At 65.5% G+C, this 21,336-nt stretch carries 16 protein-coding genes and 1 tRNA gene; 11 read left to right on the forward strand and 6 right to left on the reverse strand.

All coding sequences use genetic code 11. The annotated features are described in order from the left end of the window. Nucleotides 1-2: 2 nt before the first annotated feature. Nucleotides 3-572: a glycerol-3-phosphate 1-O-acyltransferase PlsY gene (plsY, locus tag IB273_RS26715; RefSeq protein ID WP_081520802.1), complete on the forward strand. Its 570-nt coding sequence runs from the start codon at nucleotides 3-5 to the stop codon at nucleotides 570-572. 94 nt (nucleotides 573-666) lie between these two features. Here plsY and tsaD read toward each other — a convergent pair whose 3' ends face one another. Then, nucleotides 667-1,692, reverse strand: coding sequence for a tRNA (adenosine(37)-N6)-threonylcarbamoyltransferase complex transferase subunit TsaD (gene tsaD, locus IB273_RS26720; protein WP_151189144.1), 1,026 nt, complete (start codon nucleotides 1,690-1,692; stop codon nucleotides 667-669). Between the two features lie 200 nt (nucleotides 1,693-1,892). Here tsaD and rpsU point away from each other — a divergent pair, with 200 nt between their 5' ends. The 9 genes from rpsU (at nucleotide 1,893) to IB273_RS26765 (ending at nucleotide 15,802) form a co-directional block, all read left to right on the forward strand. Beyond that, nucleotides 1,893-2,108, forward strand: a complete 216-nt coding sequence (rpsU, locus tag IB273_RS26725; protein WP_003085057.1) for a 30S ribosomal protein S21 — start codon at nucleotides 1,893-1,895, stop codon at nucleotides 2,106-2,108. Nucleotides 2,109-2,308: 200 nt separating this feature from the next. Next, entirely contained in the window at nucleotides 2,309-4,345 is a 2,037-nt protein-coding gene (gene dnaG, locus IB273_RS26730; RefSeq protein WP_192225431.1) for a DNA primase, read from the forward strand. Nucleotides 4,346-4,423: 78 nt separating this feature from the next. Further along, a complete protein-coding gene (gene rpoD / locus IB273_RS26735) occupies nucleotides 4,424-6,277 on the forward strand; it encodes an RNA polymerase sigma factor RpoD (protein WP_054908018.1) in 1,854 nt (617 codons plus the stop codon). 103 nt (nucleotides 6,278-6,380) lie between these two features. Beyond that, nucleotides 6,381-10,115, forward strand: a complete 3,735-nt coding sequence (locus tag IB273_RS26740) for a bifunctional diguanylate cyclase/phosphodiesterase (RefSeq protein ID WP_192225432.1) — start codon at nucleotides 6,381-6,383, stop codon at nucleotides 10,113-10,115. A 16-nt stretch (nucleotides 10,116-10,131) separates the two neighbouring features. Further along, nucleotides 10,132-10,208, forward strand: a tRNA-Ile gene (locus IB273_RS26745). Between the two features lie 425 nt (nucleotides 10,209-10,633). Beyond that, complete coding sequence (locus tag IB273_RS26750; RefSeq protein WP_174824615.1) at nucleotides 10,634-11,119, forward strand: Bro-N domain-containing protein; 486 nt, start codon at nucleotides 10,634-10,636, stop codon at nucleotides 11,117-11,119. 432 nt (nucleotides 11,120-11,551) lie between these two features. Then, on the forward strand, nucleotides 11,552-11,890 hold the full coding sequence (locus tag IB273_RS26755; RefSeq protein WP_225610310.1) for a hypothetical protein: 339 nt from the start codon (nucleotides 11,552-11,554) through the stop codon (nucleotides 11,888-11,890). A gap of 166 nt (nucleotides 11,891-12,056) precedes the next feature. Then, nucleotides 12,057-14,237 carry a putative bifunctional diguanylate cyclase/phosphodiesterase gene (locus IB273_RS26760; RefSeq protein WP_192225433.1) on the forward strand — a complete coding sequence of 727 codons (2,181 nt, stop codon included), beginning with the start codon at nucleotides 12,057-12,059 and terminating at the stop codon, nucleotides 14,235-14,237. Next, nucleotides 14,234-15,802 carry a PAS domain-containing methyl-accepting chemotaxis protein gene (locus IB273_RS26765; protein WP_192225434.1) on the forward strand — a complete coding sequence of 523 codons (1,569 nt, stop codon included), beginning with the start codon at nucleotides 14,234-14,236 and terminating at the stop codon, nucleotides 15,800-15,802. Before IB273_RS26760 ends, IB273_RS26765 begins: the two co-directional genes overlap by 4 nt. On the opposite strand, the gene IB273_RS26770 is transcribed toward IB273_RS26765, so the two are convergent. From IB273_RS26770 to IB273_RS26790, 5 genes are all read right to left on the reverse strand, one after another. After that, nucleotides 15,799-15,957 carry a YqaE/Pmp3 family membrane protein gene (locus IB273_RS26770; protein WP_003084988.1) on the reverse strand — a complete coding sequence of 53 codons (159 nt, stop codon included), beginning with the start codon at nucleotides 15,955-15,957 and terminating at the stop codon, nucleotides 15,799-15,801. The two genes, IB273_RS26765 and IB273_RS26770, sit on opposite strands and share 4 nt — an antisense overlap. Nucleotides 15,958-16,100: 143 nt before the next feature. Beyond that, nucleotides 16,101-17,450: a glutamine synthetase family protein gene (locus IB273_RS26775; protein ID WP_192225435.1), complete on the reverse strand. Its 1,350-nt coding sequence runs from the start codon at nucleotides 17,448-17,450 to the stop codon at nucleotides 16,101-16,103. A 76-nt stretch (nucleotides 17,451-17,526) separates the two neighbouring features. Then, nucleotides 17,527-18,078, reverse strand: a complete 552-nt coding sequence (locus IB273_RS26780; protein ID WP_081520812.1) for a helix-turn-helix domain-containing protein — start codon at nucleotides 18,076-18,078, stop codon at nucleotides 17,527-17,529. A 14-nt stretch (nucleotides 18,079-18,092) separates the two neighbouring features. Next, nucleotides 18,093-19,397 carry an NAD(P)/FAD-dependent oxidoreductase gene (locus IB273_RS26785; protein ID WP_192225436.1) on the reverse strand — a complete coding sequence of 435 codons (1,305 nt, stop codon included), beginning with the start codon at nucleotides 19,395-19,397 and terminating at the stop codon, nucleotides 18,093-18,095. Between the two features lie 105 nt (nucleotides 19,398-19,502). Next, nucleotides 19,503-20,222, reverse strand: coding sequence for a hypothetical protein (locus IB273_RS26790; RefSeq protein ID WP_192225734.1), 720 nt, complete (start codon nucleotides 20,220-20,222; stop codon nucleotides 19,503-19,505). Between the two features lie 323 nt (nucleotides 20,223-20,545). Here IB273_RS26790 and fnr point away from each other — a divergent pair, with 323 nt between their 5' ends. Continuing rightward, a complete protein-coding gene (gene fnr, locus IB273_RS26795; protein WP_139791708.1) occupies nucleotides 20,546-21,247 on the forward strand; it encodes a fumarate/nitrate reduction transcriptional regulator Fnr in 702 nt (233 codons plus the stop codon). The last annotated feature ends 89 nt before the right edge of the window (nucleotides 21,248-21,336 follow it).

Here is a 21,336-nt window from a genome sequence, read left to right on the forward strand (position 1 = left end):
CCATGTTCTGGTTCTTGGCGATCCTCGCCTACCTGCTCGGATCACTGTCCTTCGCGGTACTCCTCAGCCGCCTGTTCGGCACGGCCGACCCGCGCGCCAGCGGCTCGGGCAATCCCGGCGCCACCAACATGCTGCGCCTGGCCGGGAAGAAGATCGCCATCCTCACCCTGCTCGGCGATCTCGCCAAGGGGCTGGTTCCGGTTCTTTTCGCCCGGATGATCGGCCTGTCCGACGTTGAGCAGGCGTGGATCGGGCTGGCAGCGGTGATCGGCCACCTCTACCCGCTGTACTTCAACTTCCGTGGCGGCAAGGGCGTCGCCACCGCCGCCGGCATGCTGCTGGCGCTGTACCCGCCGGCCGCCCTGCTTGCGGCAGTGGCCTGGCTGGTGACCTTCAAGCTGTCGCGCACCAGTTCGCTGGCTTCCCTGGTGGCCACGCCACTGACCCTGCCGCTGCTGGCCTGGCAGGAGCCTTCGGCGCTGCTGCCGATGACTGTGCTCACCGGTCTGATCGTCTGGCGCCACCGCAGCAACCTGCGCGACCTGATCGCCGGACGCGAACGTCACTTCTAAAGCCGCGAGCTTCCCGGCCCGCGTAACGCGCTGCAAGCGAAAAAACGGCCCATGCCGCTCAGAGCATGGGCCGCGTCGTTTGCAGCTTCATTATTCAGATCGCTGGCAGCGACTCCATTGGCCAACGCGCCTGGACGCCGATCGACGGGCCGTCCTGCTGCCCGGCCACCAGCCGCTGGCAGCCAGCATAGGCGATCATCGCGCCGTTATCGGTGCAGAAGCGCGGGCGGGCGTAGAACACCTGGCCCTTCATCTCGCCGAGCATCTTTTCCAGATGCTGGCGCAAGGCCTGGTTGGCGCTGACGCCACCGGCGATCACCAGGCTCTTCAGGTGAGTCTGCTTGAGCGCGCGCTTGCACTTGATGGTCAGGGTCTCGACCACCGCCGTCTGGAACGCCAGGGCGATGTCGCAGCGGGTCTGCTCGCTGTCGTCACCTTCGGCCACGCAGCGCTGCCAGGTGTTCAGGGCGAAAGTCTTGAGGCCGCTGAAGCTGAAATCCAGGCCCGGACGGTCGGTCATCGGGCGCGGGAAGACGAAGCGACCAGCGGTACCGCTCTCGGCCAGACGTGCGATCTCCGGACCACCGGGATAGGCCAGGCCGAGCAGTTTGGCGGTCTTGTCGAAGGCTTCGCCGGCCGCGTCGTCCACCGACTCGCCGAGCACCTGGTACTGGCCGATGCCATCCACCCGCACCAGTTGGGTGTGGCCGCCGGACACCAGCAAGGCGACGAACGGGAACTGCGGCGGCTGCTCTTCGAGCATCGGCGCCAGCAGGTGGCCTTCCATATGGTGTACGCCGACAGCCGGTATGCCCCAGGCGAACGCCATGGCCTGGGCGCAGGAAGCACCGACCAGCAGTGCGCCCACCAGGCCGGGGCCAGCGGTGTAGGCGATGGCGTCGATGTCTTCGGCGGTGCGGCCGGAGTCGGCCAGCACCTGGCGAATCAGCGGCAGCATGCGCTTGACGTGATCACGGGAGGCCAGCTCGGGAACCACGCCGCCGTATACGCGGTGCAGGTCGATCTGGCTGAACAGCGCGTCGGCCAGCAGGCCTTTTTCGCTGTCGTACAGGGCGACGCCGGTCTCGTCGCAGGAGGTTTCCAACCCCAGCACTAGCATGGGTTTGAGCCTTTACTCTGGGCAAAATTGAAGCCGCGCATCATAATCGCCGGCTGGGCTTCGGACCAGTGCTTTTCGATCGGAGGCTTTGCATTCCTCCTTCCGAACGTTTAATATCCGCAACCCTTGAAAACCGCCGACTCCGAACAACCGTCAGGAGCGCGATAAATCCTCCGGTAATCATTGAAGGTACGACCTGGATGCCCGCCGTCAAAGTTAAAGAGAACGAACCCTTCGACGTAGCTCTGCGTCGTTTCAAGCGCTCCTGCGAAAAAGCAGGCGTACTGGCCGAAGTCCGTAGCCGTGAGTTCTACGAAAAGCCGACCGCCGAGCGTAAGCGCAAGGCCGCTGCCGCTGTTAAGCGTCACGCCAAGAAAGTGCAGCGCGAACAGCGCCGCCGCGAGCGCCTGTACTGAGTTACAGCGCCTCGTCGCACGCTTTCCGCATCGCCCGGCCCACTCGCCGGGCGAGTGCCTGAAACCAGGCACCCCACTCCGATTCGCATTCGCGGACTTCGGAGTTTTTGCTTTTCCAGCCCCATGCTTAGCCTCAAGCCTCGCTAGCGGCCTCAACGCCCCGCGCTATGCTTGGGTCCACCCTGCGTCCCGATGAGTCTATGGCCGGCCTGATTCCACAATCCTTCATCGATGACCTGCTCAACCGCACCGACATTCTCGATGTGGTGAGTTCGCGCATCCAGCTGAAGAAGACCGGCAAGAACTACAGCGCGTGCTGCCCATTCCACAAGGAGAAGACACCCTCCTTCACCGTCAGCCCGGACAAGCAGTTCTATTACTGCTTCGGCTGTGGCGCCGGCGGCAACGCGCTCGGCTTCATCATGGACCACGACCAGCTGGACTTCGTCCAGGCGGTCGAGGACCTGGCCAAGCGCGCCGGCATGGACATCCCCCGCGAGGAAGGCCGGCGCGGCAACAAGCCCCGACAGCCGGTCGACTCGCCGCTCTACCCACTGCTGGCTGCCTCCGCCGAGTTCTACCGCCAGGCGCTGAAAGGCCACCCCGCGCGCAAGGCCGCGGTGGAGTACCTCAAGGGCCGCGGCCTCACCGGCGAGATCGCCCGCGACTTCGGCCTGGGCTTCGCCCCGCCGGGCTGGGACAACCTGCTGAAGAACCTGGGTGGCGACAACCTGCAGCTCAAGGCCATGCTCGACGCAGGCCTTTTGGTGGAGAACCCCGACAGCGGCAAGCGCTACGACCGCTTCCGCGACCGGGTGATCTTCCCCATCCGCGACAGCCGCGGCCGGGTGATCGCCTTCGGCGGCCGGGTGCTGGGCGACGACAAGCCGAAGTACCTGAACTCGCCGGAAACCCCGGTCTTCCATAAAGGGCAGGAGCTCTACGGCCTGTACGAGGCACGGAAGAACAACCGGGATCTCGACGAGATCATGGTGGTCGAAGGCTACATGGACGTCATCGCGCTGGCCCAGCAAGGCATCCGCAATGCGGTCGCCACGCTGGGCACGGCCACCAGCGAAGAACACATCAAGCGGCTGTTCCGCATCGTGCCGAACATCCTCTTCTGCTTCGACGGCGACCAGGCCGGCCGCAATGCTGCCTGGCGCGCACTGGAGTCGGCGCTGAGCAACCTGCAGGACGGGCGCAAGGTGCGCTTCCTGTTCCTGCCCGAGGGCGAGGACCCGGACAGCCTGGTACGCGCCGAAGGCCCGGACGCGTTCCGCGCACGCCTCGCCCACCAGGCCCAGCCGCTGGCGGACTACTTCTTCCAGCAACTGACCCAGGAAGCCGACCCCAGCACGCTGGAAGGCAAGGCGCACCTGGCGACCCTGGCCGGGCCGTTGCTGGAAAAAATTCCCGGCAACACCCTGCGCCTGCTGATGCGCCAGCGCCTGGGCGAGATCACCGGGCTGTCCGCCGAGGCGCTCAGCCAGATCAGCGCGCCGCGCTCGGGCCTCACCGGCCAGGGCAAGCCCAGCCATGCGCCCGCTCCGGCCAAGGCACAAGGCACGGATCAGCACGCCCACGAGTACGCCGACTACGACATGGGCCAGTTCGCCGGCCAGTTCGCAGAGCATGGCGACAGTCATTACCAGGATGCTTCGAACTACTTCGAGGCGCCGCAGGAATTTTCCGCCGGCAACGGCGGCGCCAAGCAGGGCAAGAAGCCCTGGAAGGGCGATCGCAAATGGGACGGCAAGGGCAAGAAAGGCGACTTTACGCCGCGCCAGCCACGTACCGAGATCAGCGTCGAATCGCCGACGCTGATCGCGCTGCGCACCCTGCTGCACCATCCTCAACTGGCGCAGAGCGTCGAGGATGCGAGCCACTTCTCCAACGAGGGACAGACCTACTCGCAACTGCTCGCGGCCCTGGTCGAAGCGTTGCAGAAGAATCCGAAACAGAGCTCGATGCACCTCATCGCGCGCTGGCACGGAACACCCCAAGGGCGCCTGCTGCAGGTGCTGGCGGGGAAAGAATGGCTGATCGATGACGGCAATCTTGAAAAGCAGTTCGTCGACACCATTACTACACTTGCACACAACCAACTGCTCAGCAGCCGCGAAGCCCGCCTGCACAGTGTGCTGCGAAAGAACCCCAGTGAACTGACCGACGAAGAGAAAGCGTTACTGCGGGAGCACTACAGCACCCCCTCTTCAACAGGCAGCCAGAGCTGAACTGGCGCCTGAAGCCTCGAATCTGGTATAATCCTCGGCTTATTTCAGCCCGCCAAGACCTTCAGTGGATAGGGTGTTATGTCCGGAAAAGCGCAACAGCAATCTCGTCTCAAAGAGTTGATCACCCGTGGTCGTGAGCAGGGTTACCTGACTTACGCGGAGGTCAACGACCACCTGCCGGAGGATATCTCTGATCCGGAACAGGTAGAAGACATCATCCGCATGATCAACGACATGGGGATCAACGTATTCGAGACAGCCCCGGATGCGGATGCCCTGCTGCTGGCGGAAACCGATACCGATGAAGCTGCCGCCGAAGAAGCTGCTGCCGCCCTCGCTGCGGTAGAGAGCGACGTTGGCCGCACGACCGACCCGGTGCGCATGTACATGCGTGAAATGGGTACCGTGGAACTGCTGACCCGCGAAGGCGAGATCGAAATCGCCAAACGCATCGAGGAAGGCATCCGCGAGGTCATGAGCGCCATCGCCCAGTTCCCGGGCGCGGTGGACGGCATTCTCGAAGAGTACAACCGCATCGTCGCCGAAGGCGGCCGCCTGTCTGACGTCCTCAGTGGCTATATCGACCCGGATGACGGCACCCTGCCGGCCGAAGAAGTCGAGCCGGTCGGTCTGAAAGACGACGCCGAAGCCAAGGACAAGGATAAGGACGAAGAGGACGAAGAGTCCGACGGCGACAGCGAGGAAGAAGAAGGCGACGGCGGTCCGGATCCGGAAGAAGCCGCTCGTCGTTTCGGCGCCGTTTCCGAGCAGCTGGAAAAAGCCAAGAAGGCCCTGAAGAAGCACGGCCGTGGCAGCAAGCAGGCGACCGAAGAACTGGTCGCCCTGGCCGAACTGTTCATGCCGATCAAGCTCGTGCCCAAGCAGTTCGACGTGCTGGTCGCCAAGGTCCGCGATGCGCTGGACAGCGTCCGCCGCCAGGAACGCGCCATCATGCAGCTGTGCGTGCGTGATGCCCGCATGCCGCGTGCCGACTTCCTGCGCCAGTTCCCCGGCCACGAAACCGACACCGCCTGGGTCGACTCCGTACTCAAGGGCAAGCCCAAGTACGCCGAGGCCATCGAGCGCCTGCGTGACGACATCCTGCGCAACCAGCAGAAGCTGGTCGACCTGGAAACCAGCTCGCAGCTGACCGTTGCCGAGATCAAGGACGTCAACCGCTCCATGTCCATCGGCGAGGCGAAAGCCCGTCGTGCGAAGAAGGAGATGGTGGAGGCGAACCTGCGTCTGGTGATCTCCATCGCCAAGAAGTACACCAACCGCGGTCTGCAGTTCCTCGACCTGATCCAGGAAGGCAACATCGGCCTGATGAAGGCGGTGGACAAGTTCGAATACCGTCGCGGCTACAAGTTCTCGACCTATGCCACCTGGTGGATTCGCCAGGCGATCACCCGTTCGATCGCCGACCAGGCCCGCACCATCCGTATTCCGGTGCACATGATCGAGACGATCAACAAGCTCAACCGTATCTCCCGCCAGATGCTGCAGGAGATGGGCCGTGAACCGACCCCGGAAGAGCTGGGCGAACGCATGGACATGCCGGAAGACAAGATCCGCAAGGTCCTGAAGATCGCCAAGGAACCGATCTCCATGGAAACGCCGATCGGTGACGACGAAGACTCGCACCTGGGCGACTTCATCGAGGACTCCACCATGCAGTCGCCGATCGAAGTGGCGACCAGCGAGAGCCTCAAGGAAGCCACCCGCGAAGTCCTCGCCGGCCTCACAGCTCGCGAAGCCAAGGTCCTGCGCATGCGCTTCGGCATCGACATGAATACCGACCACACCCTCGAGGAAGTCGGCAAGCAGTTCGATGTAACCCGTGAGCGTATCCGCCAGATCGAAGCCAAGGCGCTGCGCAAGCTGCGCCACCCGTCGCGAAGCGAGCATCTGCGCTCCTTCCTCGACGAGTGACGAAGAACCCCCGGCCAAAACCGGGGGTTTTTCTTTGGGCCTTCCATCGGGCAAAGTGCCACGTCTACACTTCGGCATAGTCCCCCCTGGAATGAGGCCCTTCATGCCGCGTCTGCAGGCAGTTCTACTGTGGTGCCTCGCATTCTGGGCGGGACAGGCATTCGCCCTGAGCCTCACGCCCGAGGAGCAGCAGTGGCTGCAGGCACATCCCAGCCTGCGCCTGGGCGTCGATACCTCCTGGCCACCCTTTGAATTCCGTGACACCGAGGGCCGCTACCAGGGGCTCGCTGCCAGCTATGTGCAGCTCATCAGCCAACAACTCAAGATGAAGTTGCAGCCGGTCGAACCGGCCAGCTGGAGCGAAGTCCTGCAACAGGCGCGCGACAACCGCATCGACCTGCTGCCCGGCGTCATGGCTACGCCCAAGCGCCTCGACTACCTGACCTTCACCCGCCCCTACCTCGACTTTCCGATCATCATCCTCGCCCGCAAGGACGGCCCGGCCCCCGGCGGCCTCAAGGAACTCTACGGGCTCAAGGTCGGCGTCGTGGCCAACTACGCGGCTCACGAACTGTTGACCGCCAAGCACCCCGACCTGAACCTGCAACCCTTGCCGAGCGTCGCCGCCGGCCTGCAGGCCCTGGCCACCGGGCAGGTGGATGCATTCGTCGGCGATCTCGCCTCTGCCGTCTGGAACCTGCGCCAGCTCAAGCTCGACGGCCTGCAGATCAGCGGCGAAACGCCCTATCGCTACCAACTGGCAATGGGCGTGCCGAAGGACCAGGCGATCTTCGCCGGCATCATCGACAAGGTACTGGCCGACCTGACCGTCGAGCAGATCGATGCCCTCCAGGCGCCCTGGGTCGGGGGCCTGCTGGATCGCCGCTCGGTGTGGCGCGAAGTCCTGGAAATCGCCGTCCCCATTGCCCTCCTGACCGCCATCACCCTGCTGGTGCTGTTCACCATGAACCGCCGCCTGCGCGGCGAGATGCAGCGCCGCGAGAAGCTCGAACAGGCCCTGCGCGACAGCGAACAGCACTACCGCGGCCTGGTGGAAAGCCTCACCGCCATCGCCTGGGAAATGCGCCTGGCGGAAAACCGCTTCACCTACGTCTCGCCTCACGCCCAGCGGCTGCTCGGCTACCCGATCAAGGACTGGCTGGAACCCGGCTTCTGGCAGCGCACCCTGCACCCGGAAGACGCCGAGCGCGCCATCCACTTCTGCCTGAGCGAAAGCCAGGCCGGGCGCAACCACAGCTTCGACTACCGCATGCTCGCCGCCGACGGGCGGATCGTCTGGATTCGCGACATCGTCACGCTGATCCACCATGACGACGAAATGATCCTGCGCGGCCTGATGATCGACATCACCGACGCCATGCACACCGAGCAGGCGCTGCGCCTGTCCGAACAGAAATTCGCCTCGGTGTTCCACCACTGCCCGGACATCATCGTCCTCGCCCGCCGCGTCGACGGGCAGCTGCTCGCGGTGAACAGCACCTTCGAACAGCAGATCGGCATCCCCGCCAGCGAGGCGCTGGGCAAGACCTCCACCGAGCTGGGCATCTGGGGCGAACCGGGCATGGGCCCGGCGATGCTCGCGCGCCTGCAGGGCGAGCCGCTGAACAACGTCGAGATTCCGCTCAACCGCCGCGACGGCACGCGCTTCACCGCCCTGCTCTCGGCCCAGCACATCGTCCTCGACGACACCCCGGCGCTGGTGGTGGTGGTGCGCAACATCTCCCAGGTCAAGGAAACCCAGGAACAACTGCGCGTCTCCGAGGAAAAGTTCGCCAAGGCCTTCCACGCCTCCCCCGACGGCATGCTCATCTCGCGCATCAGCGACGGCCGGCTGGTGGAAGTGAACCAGGGCTTCACCCGCATCACCGGGTACAGTCGCGAAGAAGCCGCCGAGCGCTCCACACTGGACCTGCGCCTGTGGGCCAACCCGGCCGACCGCAGCAAGCTGCTGGGCATCCTCGACAACGCTTCCAGCGCCCCGGACTTCACCGCGCAGATTCGCACCCGCGACGGCAGCCTGCGCCTGTGCGAGCTGTCCGCCCACCGCATCACCATCGGCAACGACGACTGCATGCTGACCATCGCCCGGGACATCACCGAGCAGCAGCAGATGCAGGAAAAACTGCGCCTCGCCGCCACCGTCTTCGAAAGCACCGCCGAAGGCGTGATGATCACCGACGCGCACCAGCAGATAGTCGCGGTCAACCGCGCCTTCAGCGAAATCACCGGCTACAGCGAACAGGAAGCCCTCGGCAACTCGCCGCGCCTGCTTGCCTCCGGCCAGCATGACACCAGCTTCTACGTCGCCCTCTGGCACCAGCTCAACGCCGAAGGCCACTGGCAGGGCGAGATCTGGAACCGGCGGAAGAACCAGGAACTGTACCCGGAGTGGCTGACCGTCAGCGCCGTGCGCAACGCCGACGGCGAGCTGACCCACTACGTCGGCGTGTTCGCCGACATCTCCACCCTCAAGTACGCCCAGGCGCGGCTCGACTACCAGGCCCACCATGACCCGCTCACCGGCCTGCCCAACCGCCTGCTGTTCGAAAGCCGCCTGAACGCCTCGCTCAAGGAAGCCCAGGAAGACGATCACCAGGGCGCCGTACTGTTCCTCGACCTCGACCGCTTCAAGCACATCAACGACAGCCTCGGCCACCCGGTGGGCGACCTGCTGCTGAAATCCATCGCCACCCGCCTGCGCGAGCAACTGCGCGACGTCGACACCGTGGCCCGCCAGGGCGGCGACGAATTCATCATCCTGCTGCCCGGCCTGCACCACGCGCTGGACGCCGAGCACGTGGCGAACAAGCTGCTGGTCTGCTTCGACAAACCGTTCATCGCCGGCGAACAGGAGTTCTTCGTCAGCGCCAGCATCGGAATCTGCCTCTACCCCAGCGACGGTGGCGACGTCGCCACCCTGGTGAAGAACGCCGATGCCGCCATGTACCGGGCCAAGGCCCAGGGCCGCAACCGCGTCGAGTTCTACACCCGCGAACTGACCTTCCAGGCCACCGAACGCATGGCCCTGGAGCACGAACTGCGCCGCGCCCTGGAAAGCGACCAGCTCCAGCTCTACTACCAACCCAAACTGTCCCTCGCGAGCGGGCAGCTTGTAGGAGCAGAAGCGCTGATCCGCTGGAAACACCCGCAATTCGGCGCGATTTCTCCGGATCGCTTCATCCCTCTGGCCGAGGAAAACGGCCTGATCCTGCCGCTGGGCGACTGGGTGCTGCGCGAAGCCTGCCGGCAGATGAGCCGCTGGCAGGACAGCCACGCCGCCTTCGGCCCGCTCTCGGTCAACCTCGCCGGCGCCCAGCTGCGCCAGACCAACCTTGTCGAACGCATCCGCGAACTGCTCGCCCACTACAACCTGCAGTCCTCGCGCCTGCAACTGGAGATCACCGAAAGCTTCCTCATGCACCAGACCGAGGAAGCCCTGTCGATCCTGCACAGCCTCAAGCACCTGGGCGTGCAACTGGCCATCGACGACTTCGGCACCGGCTACTCCTCGCTCAGCTACCTGAAGCAGCTGCCACTGGACACCCTGAAGATCGACCAGTCCTTCGTCCACGGCCTGCCGGACGACCCCCACGACGCCGCCATCGCCCGCGCCATCATCGCCCTGGGCCGCAGCATGAACCTCACGGTGATCGCCGAAGGCGTGGAGCACGAAGCCCAGGAACGCTTCCTAGAAGCCGAAGGTTGCGACCAGATCCAGGGTTACGCGCTGAGCGCGCCGCTACCGGCCGACGCCTTTGCCAACCGCTTCCTGGTCCCGCTGCATCCGGTTGGCGCAAGCCAGAACGCCCCGGTATAATCCGCCCGCCTTCTGGGGGCCTATAGCTCAGTTGGTTAGAGCAGAGGACTCATAATCCTTTGGTCCACGGTTCAAGTCCGTGTGGGCCCACCACCCTTTCAGCAAAAAGCCGCGCGAATGCGCGGCTTTTTCGTTTCTGGCATCTGTGAGCCGATTAGGCGCGCTATTCGGCTCACGACATGAGCCGAATAACCATCGCAGCAACTTGCGAATCGCCCTACGCCCCAACTGCGTTGCTGTCCTACAAGGGCTCTGCGTAGCGTTCCGAGTGCCGCGGTTCGCTGTGGCCAGGAGTGGAATCCTGAAGACATGGGAGGACGGCAATGCACACGCCATGGCGGATAACGCTGCCTGCAAGAATCAGCGTCTTCCGGCAGTCCATGGCGGACCGTGTAAGGCGGGCTTCGGCTCGGCCGGGTTTTTCGTCCTCTCGATGTCTCGGTATTCCACCCTTGCACGGTCCGCCTCCCTCTGTGGTTGTTCGGGCGGCGGCTTCTGGACGTACATGGAGAGACAGCATGAAGTTTTCCGATTCGATGTCGGCCGACGAAGGCCTGATTCCCACTGTGTTCCAACGCTACAACCGTCGTCTGCGCGGGCTGCTCATCGAGCGCCAAGCGTGGTTCGTCCTGCGCGATCTGGCCAAGCTGACCAACAGCCATCTGGGCGAACGAGTCACCAGTAAGCTCGATCCGGACCAGCTTCGTCATGAGCACCTCGCCGGGTGCGAAGAAAAGCTCTATCTGGTCAGTGAAAGCGGCCTCTATGCGCTGCTGCTGGTGCACTTCTATCACCCGGAGAATCGCAGCCTTCGCCAGTGGATCAGCACCGAGGTGTTGCCGGCCCTGCGCGATGCGCAGCAGCACAACCCGCACCTGCCGCGCCGACGCATGGAGCAGATCGAGGGCCAGCCAACCAGCGTGATGGACTGGCAGGGCAAGGTCTGGGTGCGCTGGACCGATGCGGTGCGCATCATGGAAAACCAGGTGCGTTCGCTGCACTGATACCACCTCGGTACACTTCGCAGGATGGCGTGGAGCGGAGCGATACCCATCGCTTCACGCCCTTGCCCAATGAGCATCGCGGACAAGGTCCGCTCCTACGCGATCAAGAGCCCCTCACCCTGGCCCTCTCCCGCAAGCGGGAGAGGGGACCGTTCGGAGCGAGAAGTAACCTCGGTGTCAGCCGGTACGTTTTCCCTGCTCTCCCTGCCTGTAGGGCGCATAACGCGGCAGCGTTATCCGCCGCCAAGGGTCTGGCGGATAACCTGTCCCAGGTTATCCGCCCCGCGTTTACCGCGCGTTTCTGGCAGTTTCCCGGCAGCGCAATGCGAGCCACTTCACACCAGCCGTCGACTCCCTGGCGCAAGCCGCCTCAGCCTATGACAGGGGTCAATATCAGATAGCCATTAGCCATTAAATTGGCATCTCCCTGATATGAGTGATCCCCTCATGACTCTCCACCGGCATCCCGTCCAATTGCTTGTCGCGTCCGAGGACCCGGCGCTGGCCCGTCAGGTTCGTGCCCTGCTGGCCGCCTATGAGTTGCGCTGCGGCGTGATGGAAGGCCCTTGTGACTGCCAGCAGGCGCCGCTGTGCCGCTGGTTCCAGGACGCACCGCTGGGCGAGACAGGGAAGATCACCGCGCTGCTGGCCGATGCCATCGGCGTGCTGGAGCGCACCCGGCATGCCTTCCGCTCCCGCGAACTGGGCGAGCTGCGCCAGCGCCTGAGCGGCGCGCTGCAAGAGTTGTCGGGGCCCCGCCCCCTGGTGTAAAAGACAAACCACCCGCGTTCCGCCATTGCGGAAGCTGGCTTTGCCGGGCAGGACTTGTGGGCCTGCAAGACAAAGCGCCGAGTTGGTCGCCGTCGATTTCGACGGGACGACGAGCCGGCGCTTTTTTCATGCCCGACAAAAACAGCAGACCCGCAAGGAGCCGAACATGGGCCTGGGACCGAAGCTCGAGAGCGTGCTCGAGCGCATCGGCCTGTCGACGATGGAAGTCGATCAGCGCCTGAGTTACCTGGAGTGGCGCGAGGAGGATGGCTGCCATCTCCATGGCCGCGCCGCCGAACTGGAAGGCTGCCACCAGCGCTTCATCGAGCAGCTCTACGACCACCTGCGCCACTACCCGCCGCTGGGAGCGATCCTCGCCGAGCCGGTGACGCTGGCGCGGCTGAAATGCAGCCAGTTCGAGTACTACCGCCAGCTCTGGGATGCCCCGCAGGACGCCGACTATGTGCGCGACCGCCTGCGCATCGGGCTGGTGCACCAGCAGGTCGGCGTTGAGCTGAAGTGGTACCTGGGTGCGTATCGCCTGTACCTGGACCAGATGCTCGCCGACCTGATGGGCGATGCCCCGGAAGCCAGGACCTACGCCAGCCTGCTCAAGCGGGTGTTCTTTGATATGTCGCTGGCCATCGACACATACGGTGCCGCCCAGCGCCAGGCGCTGGAGGACAGCGAGGCGCGCTATGCCCGCGCCCTGCGTGGCGCCAACGACGGTATCTGGGACTGGGACCTGGGCAACGACCGCCTCTACGTCTCCGAGCGCTGGGCGCGCATGCTCGGCCTGACCCGCGACAACCTCGGCGAAGGCAGCACCAGCTGGTTCGCCCGCGTGCACCCGGACGACCTGCCCGGCCTGCGCAAGGCCATCGACACGCACCTGCGCGGCAGCAGCGCGCTGCTCAGCCACGAGTACCGCATCCGCCAGCGCGACGGCAATTACCTCTGGGTGTTGGCGCGCGGCGTGGTCACCGACGGGCGCATGGCCGGCTCGCAGACCGACATCAGCCAGCACAAGGCCAGCGAGCACCAGCTCAGCCACGCGGCGCGGCACGACCCGCTCACCGGCCTGGGCAACCGCCTGCGCCTGGACGAACTGCTGCAACAGGCCCTGATGCGCCAGCGCCGCCCCGGCGCACGCGAGTCCGGCCTGCTGTTCATCGACCTGGACCGCTTCAAGCTGATCAACGACAGCCTCGGCCACGCCGTCGGTGACCGCGTACTGGTGGAAGTCTCCCAGCGCCTGCTGCGCTGTCTGCGGCCGGGCGATCACCTGGCGCGCTTCGGCGGCGACGAGTTCGTCGTGCTGCTGGACGACCTGGCCAGCCTGGTCGACGCCGAGCAGGTCGCGCAACGCATGCTCGACTGCCTGCGCCAGCCGCTGCACGTAGATGGCCGCACACTGGTGGTCAGCGCCAGCATCGGCATCACCGGGCTGATGACCGACGGCCAGGCCATCGACACCCTGCAGGCCGCGGACCTCGCGCTGTACCGCGCCAAGGAAGCCGGCAAGGCACAGTACGCGCGCTTCAGCCTGGAGCTGCAGGCCGAGGCGCAGCGCCGGCTGGACCTGGAAAGCGCGCTGGCCCAGGCACTGCGCCGCGAGGAATTCAGCCTGCACTACCAGCCCATCGTCCGCCTCGACCGCGACTCGCCGCACTGGGAAGCGGTGGAGGTGCTGCTGCGCTGGAAGCACAACGGCCAGTCGATCTCGCCGCTGGACTTCATTCCGGCGCTGGAGGAATCCGGCGAGATCGTCCCGGTGGGCGACTGGGTGCTGCGCCAGGCTTGCCGGCAGACGGCGCTGTGGCAGAGCCAGGGGCATCGCAGCCTGTACTGCTCGGTCAATCTGTCGAGCCGGCAACTGCAGCAGCCGGGATTCGCCGCGCGGGTGCAGCAGATTCTCGCGGAGAGCGGCCTGTCGCCGCGCAGCCTGGTGCTGGAAATCACTGAAAGCCTGCTGATGCAGGACGGCGCGGAAACCCTCGCCTGCCTGCGCGAACTGGCCGCAGAGGGCGTGCGCCTGGCGCTGGACGACTTCGGCACCGGCTATTCCTCGCTGGGCTATCTCAAGCGCTACCCGCTGCACATCCTCAAGGTCGACCGCAGCTTCATCACCCGCGTGCCGGACGACCCGGAGCTCAGCGCCATCTGCCGGGCGATCATCGGCCTGGGCCACAGCCTCGGCCTGGAAGTGGTGGCCGAGGGCGTGGAGCGCCAGGAGCACCTGGACTTCCTGCGCGCCGAAGGCTGCCGCCACGCCCAGGGCTTCCTGTTCAGCAAGCCGCTGGCACCGGAGCAACTCTTCCAGACCCGCCTGGAGCACCAGCGATGAAGCTCAACATGCCCGTCACCGGGCGCCAGGTAGACGTGCCAGTCAATGCCAACATCCTCTCCACTACCGACCTCAAGGGCGCGGTCACCCATGTGAACCCGGACTTCATTCAGGTCAGCGGCTTCGAGGCCGAGGAGCTGGTGGGCTTCAACCACAACCGCGTGCGCCATCCGGACATGCCGCCCGCCGCCTTCGCCCACCTCTGGCAGACCTTGCAGGCCGGGCGCAGCTGGATGGGCCTGGTGAAGAACCGCTGCAAGAACGGCGACCACTATTGGGTCAGCGCCTTCGTCACGCCGATCCGCCATGGCGGCAAGGTCGTGGAGTACCAGTCGGTGCGCACCCGTCCAGGTGCCAAGCAGATCGACGCGGCGGAGCGCCTTTATGCGCGCATGCGCCAGGGCAGGACATTGCGTCGCCCGCGCGTGCCGCTGGTGCTCCAGTTGCTGCTCGGCCTGTTGCTGGCGCAGGCCGGCGGCGCTCTTCTCGCGCTGCTGCTGCCCAAGCTGACCGCGCTGGCCTTCCTGCTGGCGCTGGGCGCATCAGGCACTTGGCTGGTACTGCGCCTGCAACCGCTGGGCGCGCTGCTCGGGCGCGCACGGAAGATTGCCGACAACCCGCTGAGCCAGCAGCTCTATTCGGGCCGTGCGGACGAGTTCGGCGAGCTGGATTTCGCCTTGCGCATGCTGGAGGCGGAGACCGCCGCGGTGGTCGGGCGCATGGCCGACGCGTCCCAGCAACTGGCCGAGCACTCCGCCGCGCTCGCCGACGCCATGGCCGGCGGCAGCGCGGCTTCGCAGTTGCAGCAACGCGAGACCGAACAGGTCGCCAGCGCCATGCAGCAGTTGGCGCAGAGCGTCCAGGAAGTGGCCCGTCACGCGCAGCACAGCGCGGTGGCGGCGCAGTGCAGCGAGCGCATCACCCAGTCAGGGCATCAGGATGTGCACGGCACGCGCGGGCAACTCGCTGCGCTGGAAGCCGGCGTGCGCGCGGCCAGTGCCGCAGTGGAGCAACAGAAGGAACACAGCGAGGCGATCTCGCGGATGCTCGAGGTGATCCGCGACGTCGCCGGGCAGACCAACCTGCTGGCGCTGAACGCCGCCATCGAGGCGGCGCGCGCCGGGGAAAGCGGACGCGGTTTCGCGGTGGTCGCCGACGAGGTTCGCGCGCTGGCTTCGCGCACGGAGCATTCCGCGCGGGACATCCAGTCGCTGGTCGGCAACCTTCAGCAGGGCGCCGAGGATTCGGTGCGGGCGCTATGGCATTGCTGCGACCAGGCGGTGGCCAGCCTGGCCCAGGCTGGCCAGGCGGCGGGCACGCTGGAGAAGATCAGTGAGCAGGTCTCGGCGATCCAGCGCATGAGCCTGGAGATCGCCGAGGCCATCGAAGAACAGGGCGCCGCCAGCGAGGACGTGCAGCGCAGCCTGCACGCCATCCGCGGTTCGGCCGACAGCAACGCGGCGAAGGTCGGCACCTGCCAGCGCAGCGCCGCGCGCATGGCGGAACTGTCGGCGGAGCTGCGGATGCTGGCGGAGCATTTCTGGGAGGGCAGCCGGGCGGGTTAGCGCTTGGCGATGATGTACACGGCATGGACGATGCCGGGGATGTAGCCGAGCAGCGTCAGCAGGATGTTGAGCCAGAACGCTCCGCCGAAACCGACCTGGAGGAACACGCCCAGCGGCGGCAGAAGGATGGCGATGAGGATGCGGATGAGGTCCATGCGGTGGCTCCTTGTGAGATTGCCTCTTGCATGGAATGGACCGCCGGGCAGCGCAGCGGGTTCAGAGAATCTGGTGTTCCCTGCAGGAGCGGGCCATGCCCGCGATCGCATCCATGGAACGCTCCTACAGGGTGCATTGGCCGTTACAGGAACCAGCGGTACTCCCGCGCGCTGACTTCGTTCATGAAGTCCAGGTGGTCGTGGCGTTTGTTCTCGCAGTAGACGAAGACGAACTCGCTGCCCAGGCCTTCCTTGACCACCGGGTGGTCTTCCATCTCGGCGACGGCGCCGAGCATGTCGCGGGGGAAGTCGATGCCGCTGGCGCGGTCTTCGTTCAGCGGCGGGATCGGCTCCTGGCGGGATTCCAGCCCGTGCTCCATGCCGGTGAGGATCGCCGCGAGCACCAGGTAGGGGTTGGCGTCGGCGCCGGCCAGGCGGTGCTCGATGCGCAGGTTCCTGCCATCGGATTCGGGAATGCGGATGCATGCATCGCGGTCCTCGAAGCCCCAGCTGGCCTTGCTCGCGGCGTTCACGCGGGAGCCGTAGCGGCGGTAGGCGTTGTGGTTGGCGGCGAAGATCGGCATGCAGTGCGGCAGCAGTTCCAGGCAGCCGGCCACGGCATGGCGCAGGGCCTGCTGGTTGTCGCGGTCGAGCAGGTTGTTGCCGTCACGGTCGTACAGGCTGACGTGCACGTGCATGCCGCTGCCCGGCGCATGCAGGTAGGGCTTGCTCATGAAGCTGGCGCGGTAGCCGTGCTTGAGTGCCACGCCACGGGTGGCGCGGGTGAACAGCGCAGCCTGGTCGGCGGCGTGCAGGCCGTCGTCGCAGTGGGCGAAGTTGATCTCGAACTGCCCCGGGCCGATCTCGGCAGTGATGACGTTGGCGTCCACGCCCTGCTCGCGGGAGGCTTCGACGATCTCATGGAGCACATCCGAGAAGCGCGACAGGCGCTCGATGTGCATGTTTGGCTGGTCGTCCTCGTCGTCGCTCAGCGGGTCGCGCGGGTACTGCGGCAGGCCGGCATCCAGCTTCTTGTCGAACAGGTAGAACTCCAGCTCGAAGGCCACCACCGGGCGAATGCCCTTGGACTCCAGGCGCTGCATGACGCGGGCGAGCACTTCGCGCGGCTCGAATTCGATGGGCGCCTCGGTGCCGTCGGAGCTGATCAGCATCTGCCCCAGCGGCTGGTTCTCCCAGCGCACCGGCTTGAGCGAGCCGGGGATCAGGCGGCGCGGGGCATCCGGATCGCCGTCGTTGAAGCAGTAGTCGCCGATGGGGTGCAGGCCACCTTGTACGCCCAGCAGCACGCAGTTCTGCGGCAGTTTCAGCGGGCTGCCGGCGGCGACTTTTTCCAGCATGTCCACGGGGTAGCGCTTGCCGTAGAAGTGGCCGGGAATGTCCAGGCAGATCAGGTCGACGTAGCGGATGTCCGGGTATTGCTGGCGGAAGGCGCGGACTTCGCTGAGCAGGTCGGGATGCATCGGGCGGTTCATGATGTTCTCTGGGGCCTTTGTGCGGGAGCGGCCGGATCGTTTTCCCAAGCCAACCCTCGCGGGCTGGCTTGGGAAATCAGGTGAAGATCCACAGCACCCTGGTTGGTTTATCGGTGAGGTTGCCGTAGCGGAACTGGCTGTGCGGCGGCAGCTGGAAACTGTCGTTGGGGTAGAGGGTGACGGTGTCGTCCTCGTACCAGAGGGTCAGCTCGCCTTCGAGGACGAAACCGCCCTGCTCCGAGCTGTCGTCCAGGTGGCCTTCGCCGCTGGTGGCGCCGGGGGCGAGGATGCTGTCGAGCATGGAGAAGCCGCCGGACATGTTCGGCGAGGCGAGGATGTCGGTGACGCCGCCGGCGTAGTACAGGGTGCGGCGGTCGTTTGGCCGGGTCACCCAGTCGCGCTCGCGGCGGGTGTCGCCGGCGTAGAAGTAGGTGGTCGGTACGCCCAGGGCTTCGCTGATGGCAGTGAGGTCGGCGACGGTGGGTTGCGACAGGCCACGCTCGACCTGGGACAGGAAGCCCACCGAGCGGCCGATCTGCTCGGCCAGCTCGCCCAGGGTGAGGTTCTTGTGCTTGCGCAGGTCGCGGATCAGCGTGGCAAGGTGTTCGTTGGCAACCGTCTGGGTCATGTCAGGGGTCCGGATCAGATGAAATCCCGTAATCGATACCAGGCCTTGCCGACGGCTTCCAGTGGCGCGGCGAAGCGCTGGCCGCCGGGGAACCCGGGATTGCGGATGCGTTGATAGAGGTCAAGCTCGTCGCTGCGGCCGCCCATGGCTTCGCTCACGGCGTGGGCCGCGGCCAGGCTCGGCAGTACGCCGTGGCCGGAATAGCCCTGCAGCCAGTAGAGGTCGCCGCGCCGGCCGATGTCCGGGGTGCGCCGCATGCTGCAGTCGATGTGCCCACCCCAGGCGTATTCCAGCTCCACACCCTTGAGCTGCGGGAACACCCGCTCGACATAGGGACGCGTGGCAGCGCGAATGTCCGAAGGCATGCCGCCCAGGTAGGTGCAGCCGCCGCCAAACAGCAGGCGATGATCGGGGGTCAGGCGGAAGTAGTCGAGGACGAACTGGTTGTCGGTGACGCAGCAGTTCTTCGGCAGCAGCGAGCGGGCCAGTTCCTCGCCCAGCGGCGCGGTGGCGACCTGGTAGGTGCCCACCGGCAGGATGCGTTCGGAGACGTCGCGGTCCAACCCGTCGATGTAGGCGTTGCAGGCCAGCACCAGGGAGGCGCAGCGCACGCTGCCCCGCTCGCCATTGGGAAGCTCGGTGGTCACTTCGTAGCCATTGCCGCTCTCGCGGAAGCTCAGCGCACGGGTCTGCTCGAAGATGCGGCCACCGGCGCGCTCGATGGCGCCCGCCAGGCCGTAGGCCAGTTTCAGCGGGTTGAGGTGCGCGGAGTTCGGGTCATACAGGCCGGCCTGGTAGCGGTCGCTGGCGATCCACTGCGGCAGGTCTTCACGGGGAATGAACTGCAGGCCTTCGTAGCCCCAGCGGCGATTGGCTTCGGCCTGCCAGTCGTAGAGCGAACCAACCCGGCGCGGCAGCACGGCGGTCCACAGGTGGCCGATGCGGTAGTCGCAGTCGAAGCCGTGGCGTTGCGGCAGGTCGCGCAGTTCGTGGGCAGCCCAGAGCATGCCCTGCCAGAGACGCAGCGCGCCTTCGTGGCCGAGGTCGTCCTCGATGGGGCCCAGGTCGCTGGACCAGCCCGGCAATGCCTGCCCGCCGTTGCGTCCGGAGGCGGCCCAGGCGATGCGGCTGGCCTCGATCATGCAGACCTGGCGGCCGCCTTCGACCAGTTGCAGCGCCGTGTGCAGGCCGCTGAAACCGGCACCGATCACCAGGACTTCGCACTCCAGCGGCTCGCGAAGGGCTTCGCGGGGCTGGATCAGCTCGGGGTTGGCGCCGGCGTAGTAGGTGCCGACCGGTTCGGGCGAACGCAGGAACATCGCTACCTCGTGAAATTGTTCTGGTTATTTTTCATGAAAAATAACAGAACAAATTTCACAAGGCTAGCCCGTCGCACTTTTGCGGACGGGGTGCGTTTCAGATCATCAGGAAGACAGCACCGCAGCGCTGCCCTGCTCCTCGCGCTTCTGCCGCACGCTGACCACCACCACCAGCGCCACCAGGATGGCGGCGAGGATGGCCGAGGAGCCGATGGTGCCGAAGTCCAGACCGCCCTTATCGTGGGACTTGGTCAGCACGTCGCCCAGGGTCGCGCCGAACGGACGGGTCAGCACGAAGGCCACCCAGAACAGCAGCACCGAGGACAACCTGGTGAAGTAGTGCAGCGCCACCACCACGGCGATCAGGCTACCGATCAGCAACGCGCCGCCGGCGAAGCCCAGGCCGGAGTCGTCGGCGAGGAAGTCGCCCAGCGCGGTGCCCAGGGTGTTGGAGAAGAGAATGGCGATCCAGTAGAACATCTCGCCCTTGAAGCTGCGGATGTTGTCCACCGACAGCGAGGTGCCGCTGAAGCGCCAGGCCGCGAAGATCGCCACCAGGATGCTGATAAGGATCGCCGAACCGGTGGCGTAGCCCAGGCCCAGCGTGCGGTCCATGAAGTCCGACATGGTGGTGCCGGCGGTGCTGGTGGAAAGGATCACCAGCCAGTACAGCCAGGGCACGTAGCGCTTGCTGGCAAGCTGGCCGACCAGGGTGACGAGGAACAGGCTGATGAGGATCAGCGAACTGATCGCATAGCCGACATTGAGGGTCATCGACAGCAGGTCGCCGGCGGTTTCCCCCAGGGTGGTGGCGCAGATCTTCATCACCCAGAAGGCCAGGGTGATCTGTGGCAGTTTGTTGTTCACAGGTTTGTCTCCGGAAGTGAGCGGGATCGACGCGCGTCGGTCACGTCGCTGCACCCGGAGTTGACGGTCTCCCCCGATACCCCCTGGCGCATGGTCGTGGAGACTGAGGGCGGCGCGGTGAAGAAAGGGTCAAGCCGGTATGAAAAAACCATTGGCCATCGTCGTTTCGGGCCAACCGACGGATGACAGATCACATTGAGTTGCTATGGTTTTACGTGGGGGCGATGCGCCCGAGGACCGCTTCACTTCGCGCGCGGCGCATGGGGACAGGAATGAATCAGATGATCAAACCGCAACCGTACTGCAAGAACTGCCGGCTGGCGCCGCCGACCCTGAGCGACGACAAGGTCATGGAGCTCGAGGCGATCATCAAGCCGGGGCACCTGCTGCACAAAGGGGACTTCGTATTCCGCCAGGGCGACCCGTTCCACAGCGTGTACCTGGTGCGCTCCGGTTCGATCAAGACCTTCACCACCAACGAACAGGGGCTGGAGAAGATCACCGGCTTCTACTTCGCCACCGAGATCTTCGGCTTCTCCGGGATGGGCGAAGGCAGCTACCCGGTGTCCGCGCAGGCGCTGGAAAGCACGCTGTGCAGCGAGATTCCGTTCAGCCAGCTGGAGGAGCTGTCGCTGCAGATTCCGGGGCTGTCGCACCAGATCATGCTGATGATGAGCCGCAAGATTCGCGAGGATCAGCAGATGAAGCTGCTGCTCTCGCGGCTGAACTCCGACTCGCGCATCGCCGCCTTCCTGCTGAACATTTCCGCGCACTTCCGCGAGCGCGGCTTCTCCGCCACGCGATTCCGCCTGAGCATGTCGCGCAACGAGATCGGCGATTACCTGGGGCTGGCAGTGGAGACCGTATCGCGCAGCTTCACCCGCCTGCAGAAGCACGGGTTGATCCGGGTGGATGGGCGGGAGACGGAGATCGTCGACTTCACCGAGCTGTGCGCGCTGGCCGGGGGTGAGGTCGAGCTTTGAGTTTCCACGTGGGGACGGGGTTCGCGAGCAAGCTCGGTCCTGCGAAGATCAATTTGGTGCCAGACCTGTAGGAAAGGCGGGGCGCCTGG

Origin of the sequence: Pseudomonas sp. PDM19 (assembly GCF_014852215.1) — a bacterium.
Classification (GTDB): Bacteria; Pseudomonadota; Gammaproteobacteria; order Pseudomonadales; family Pseudomonadaceae; genus Pseudomonas.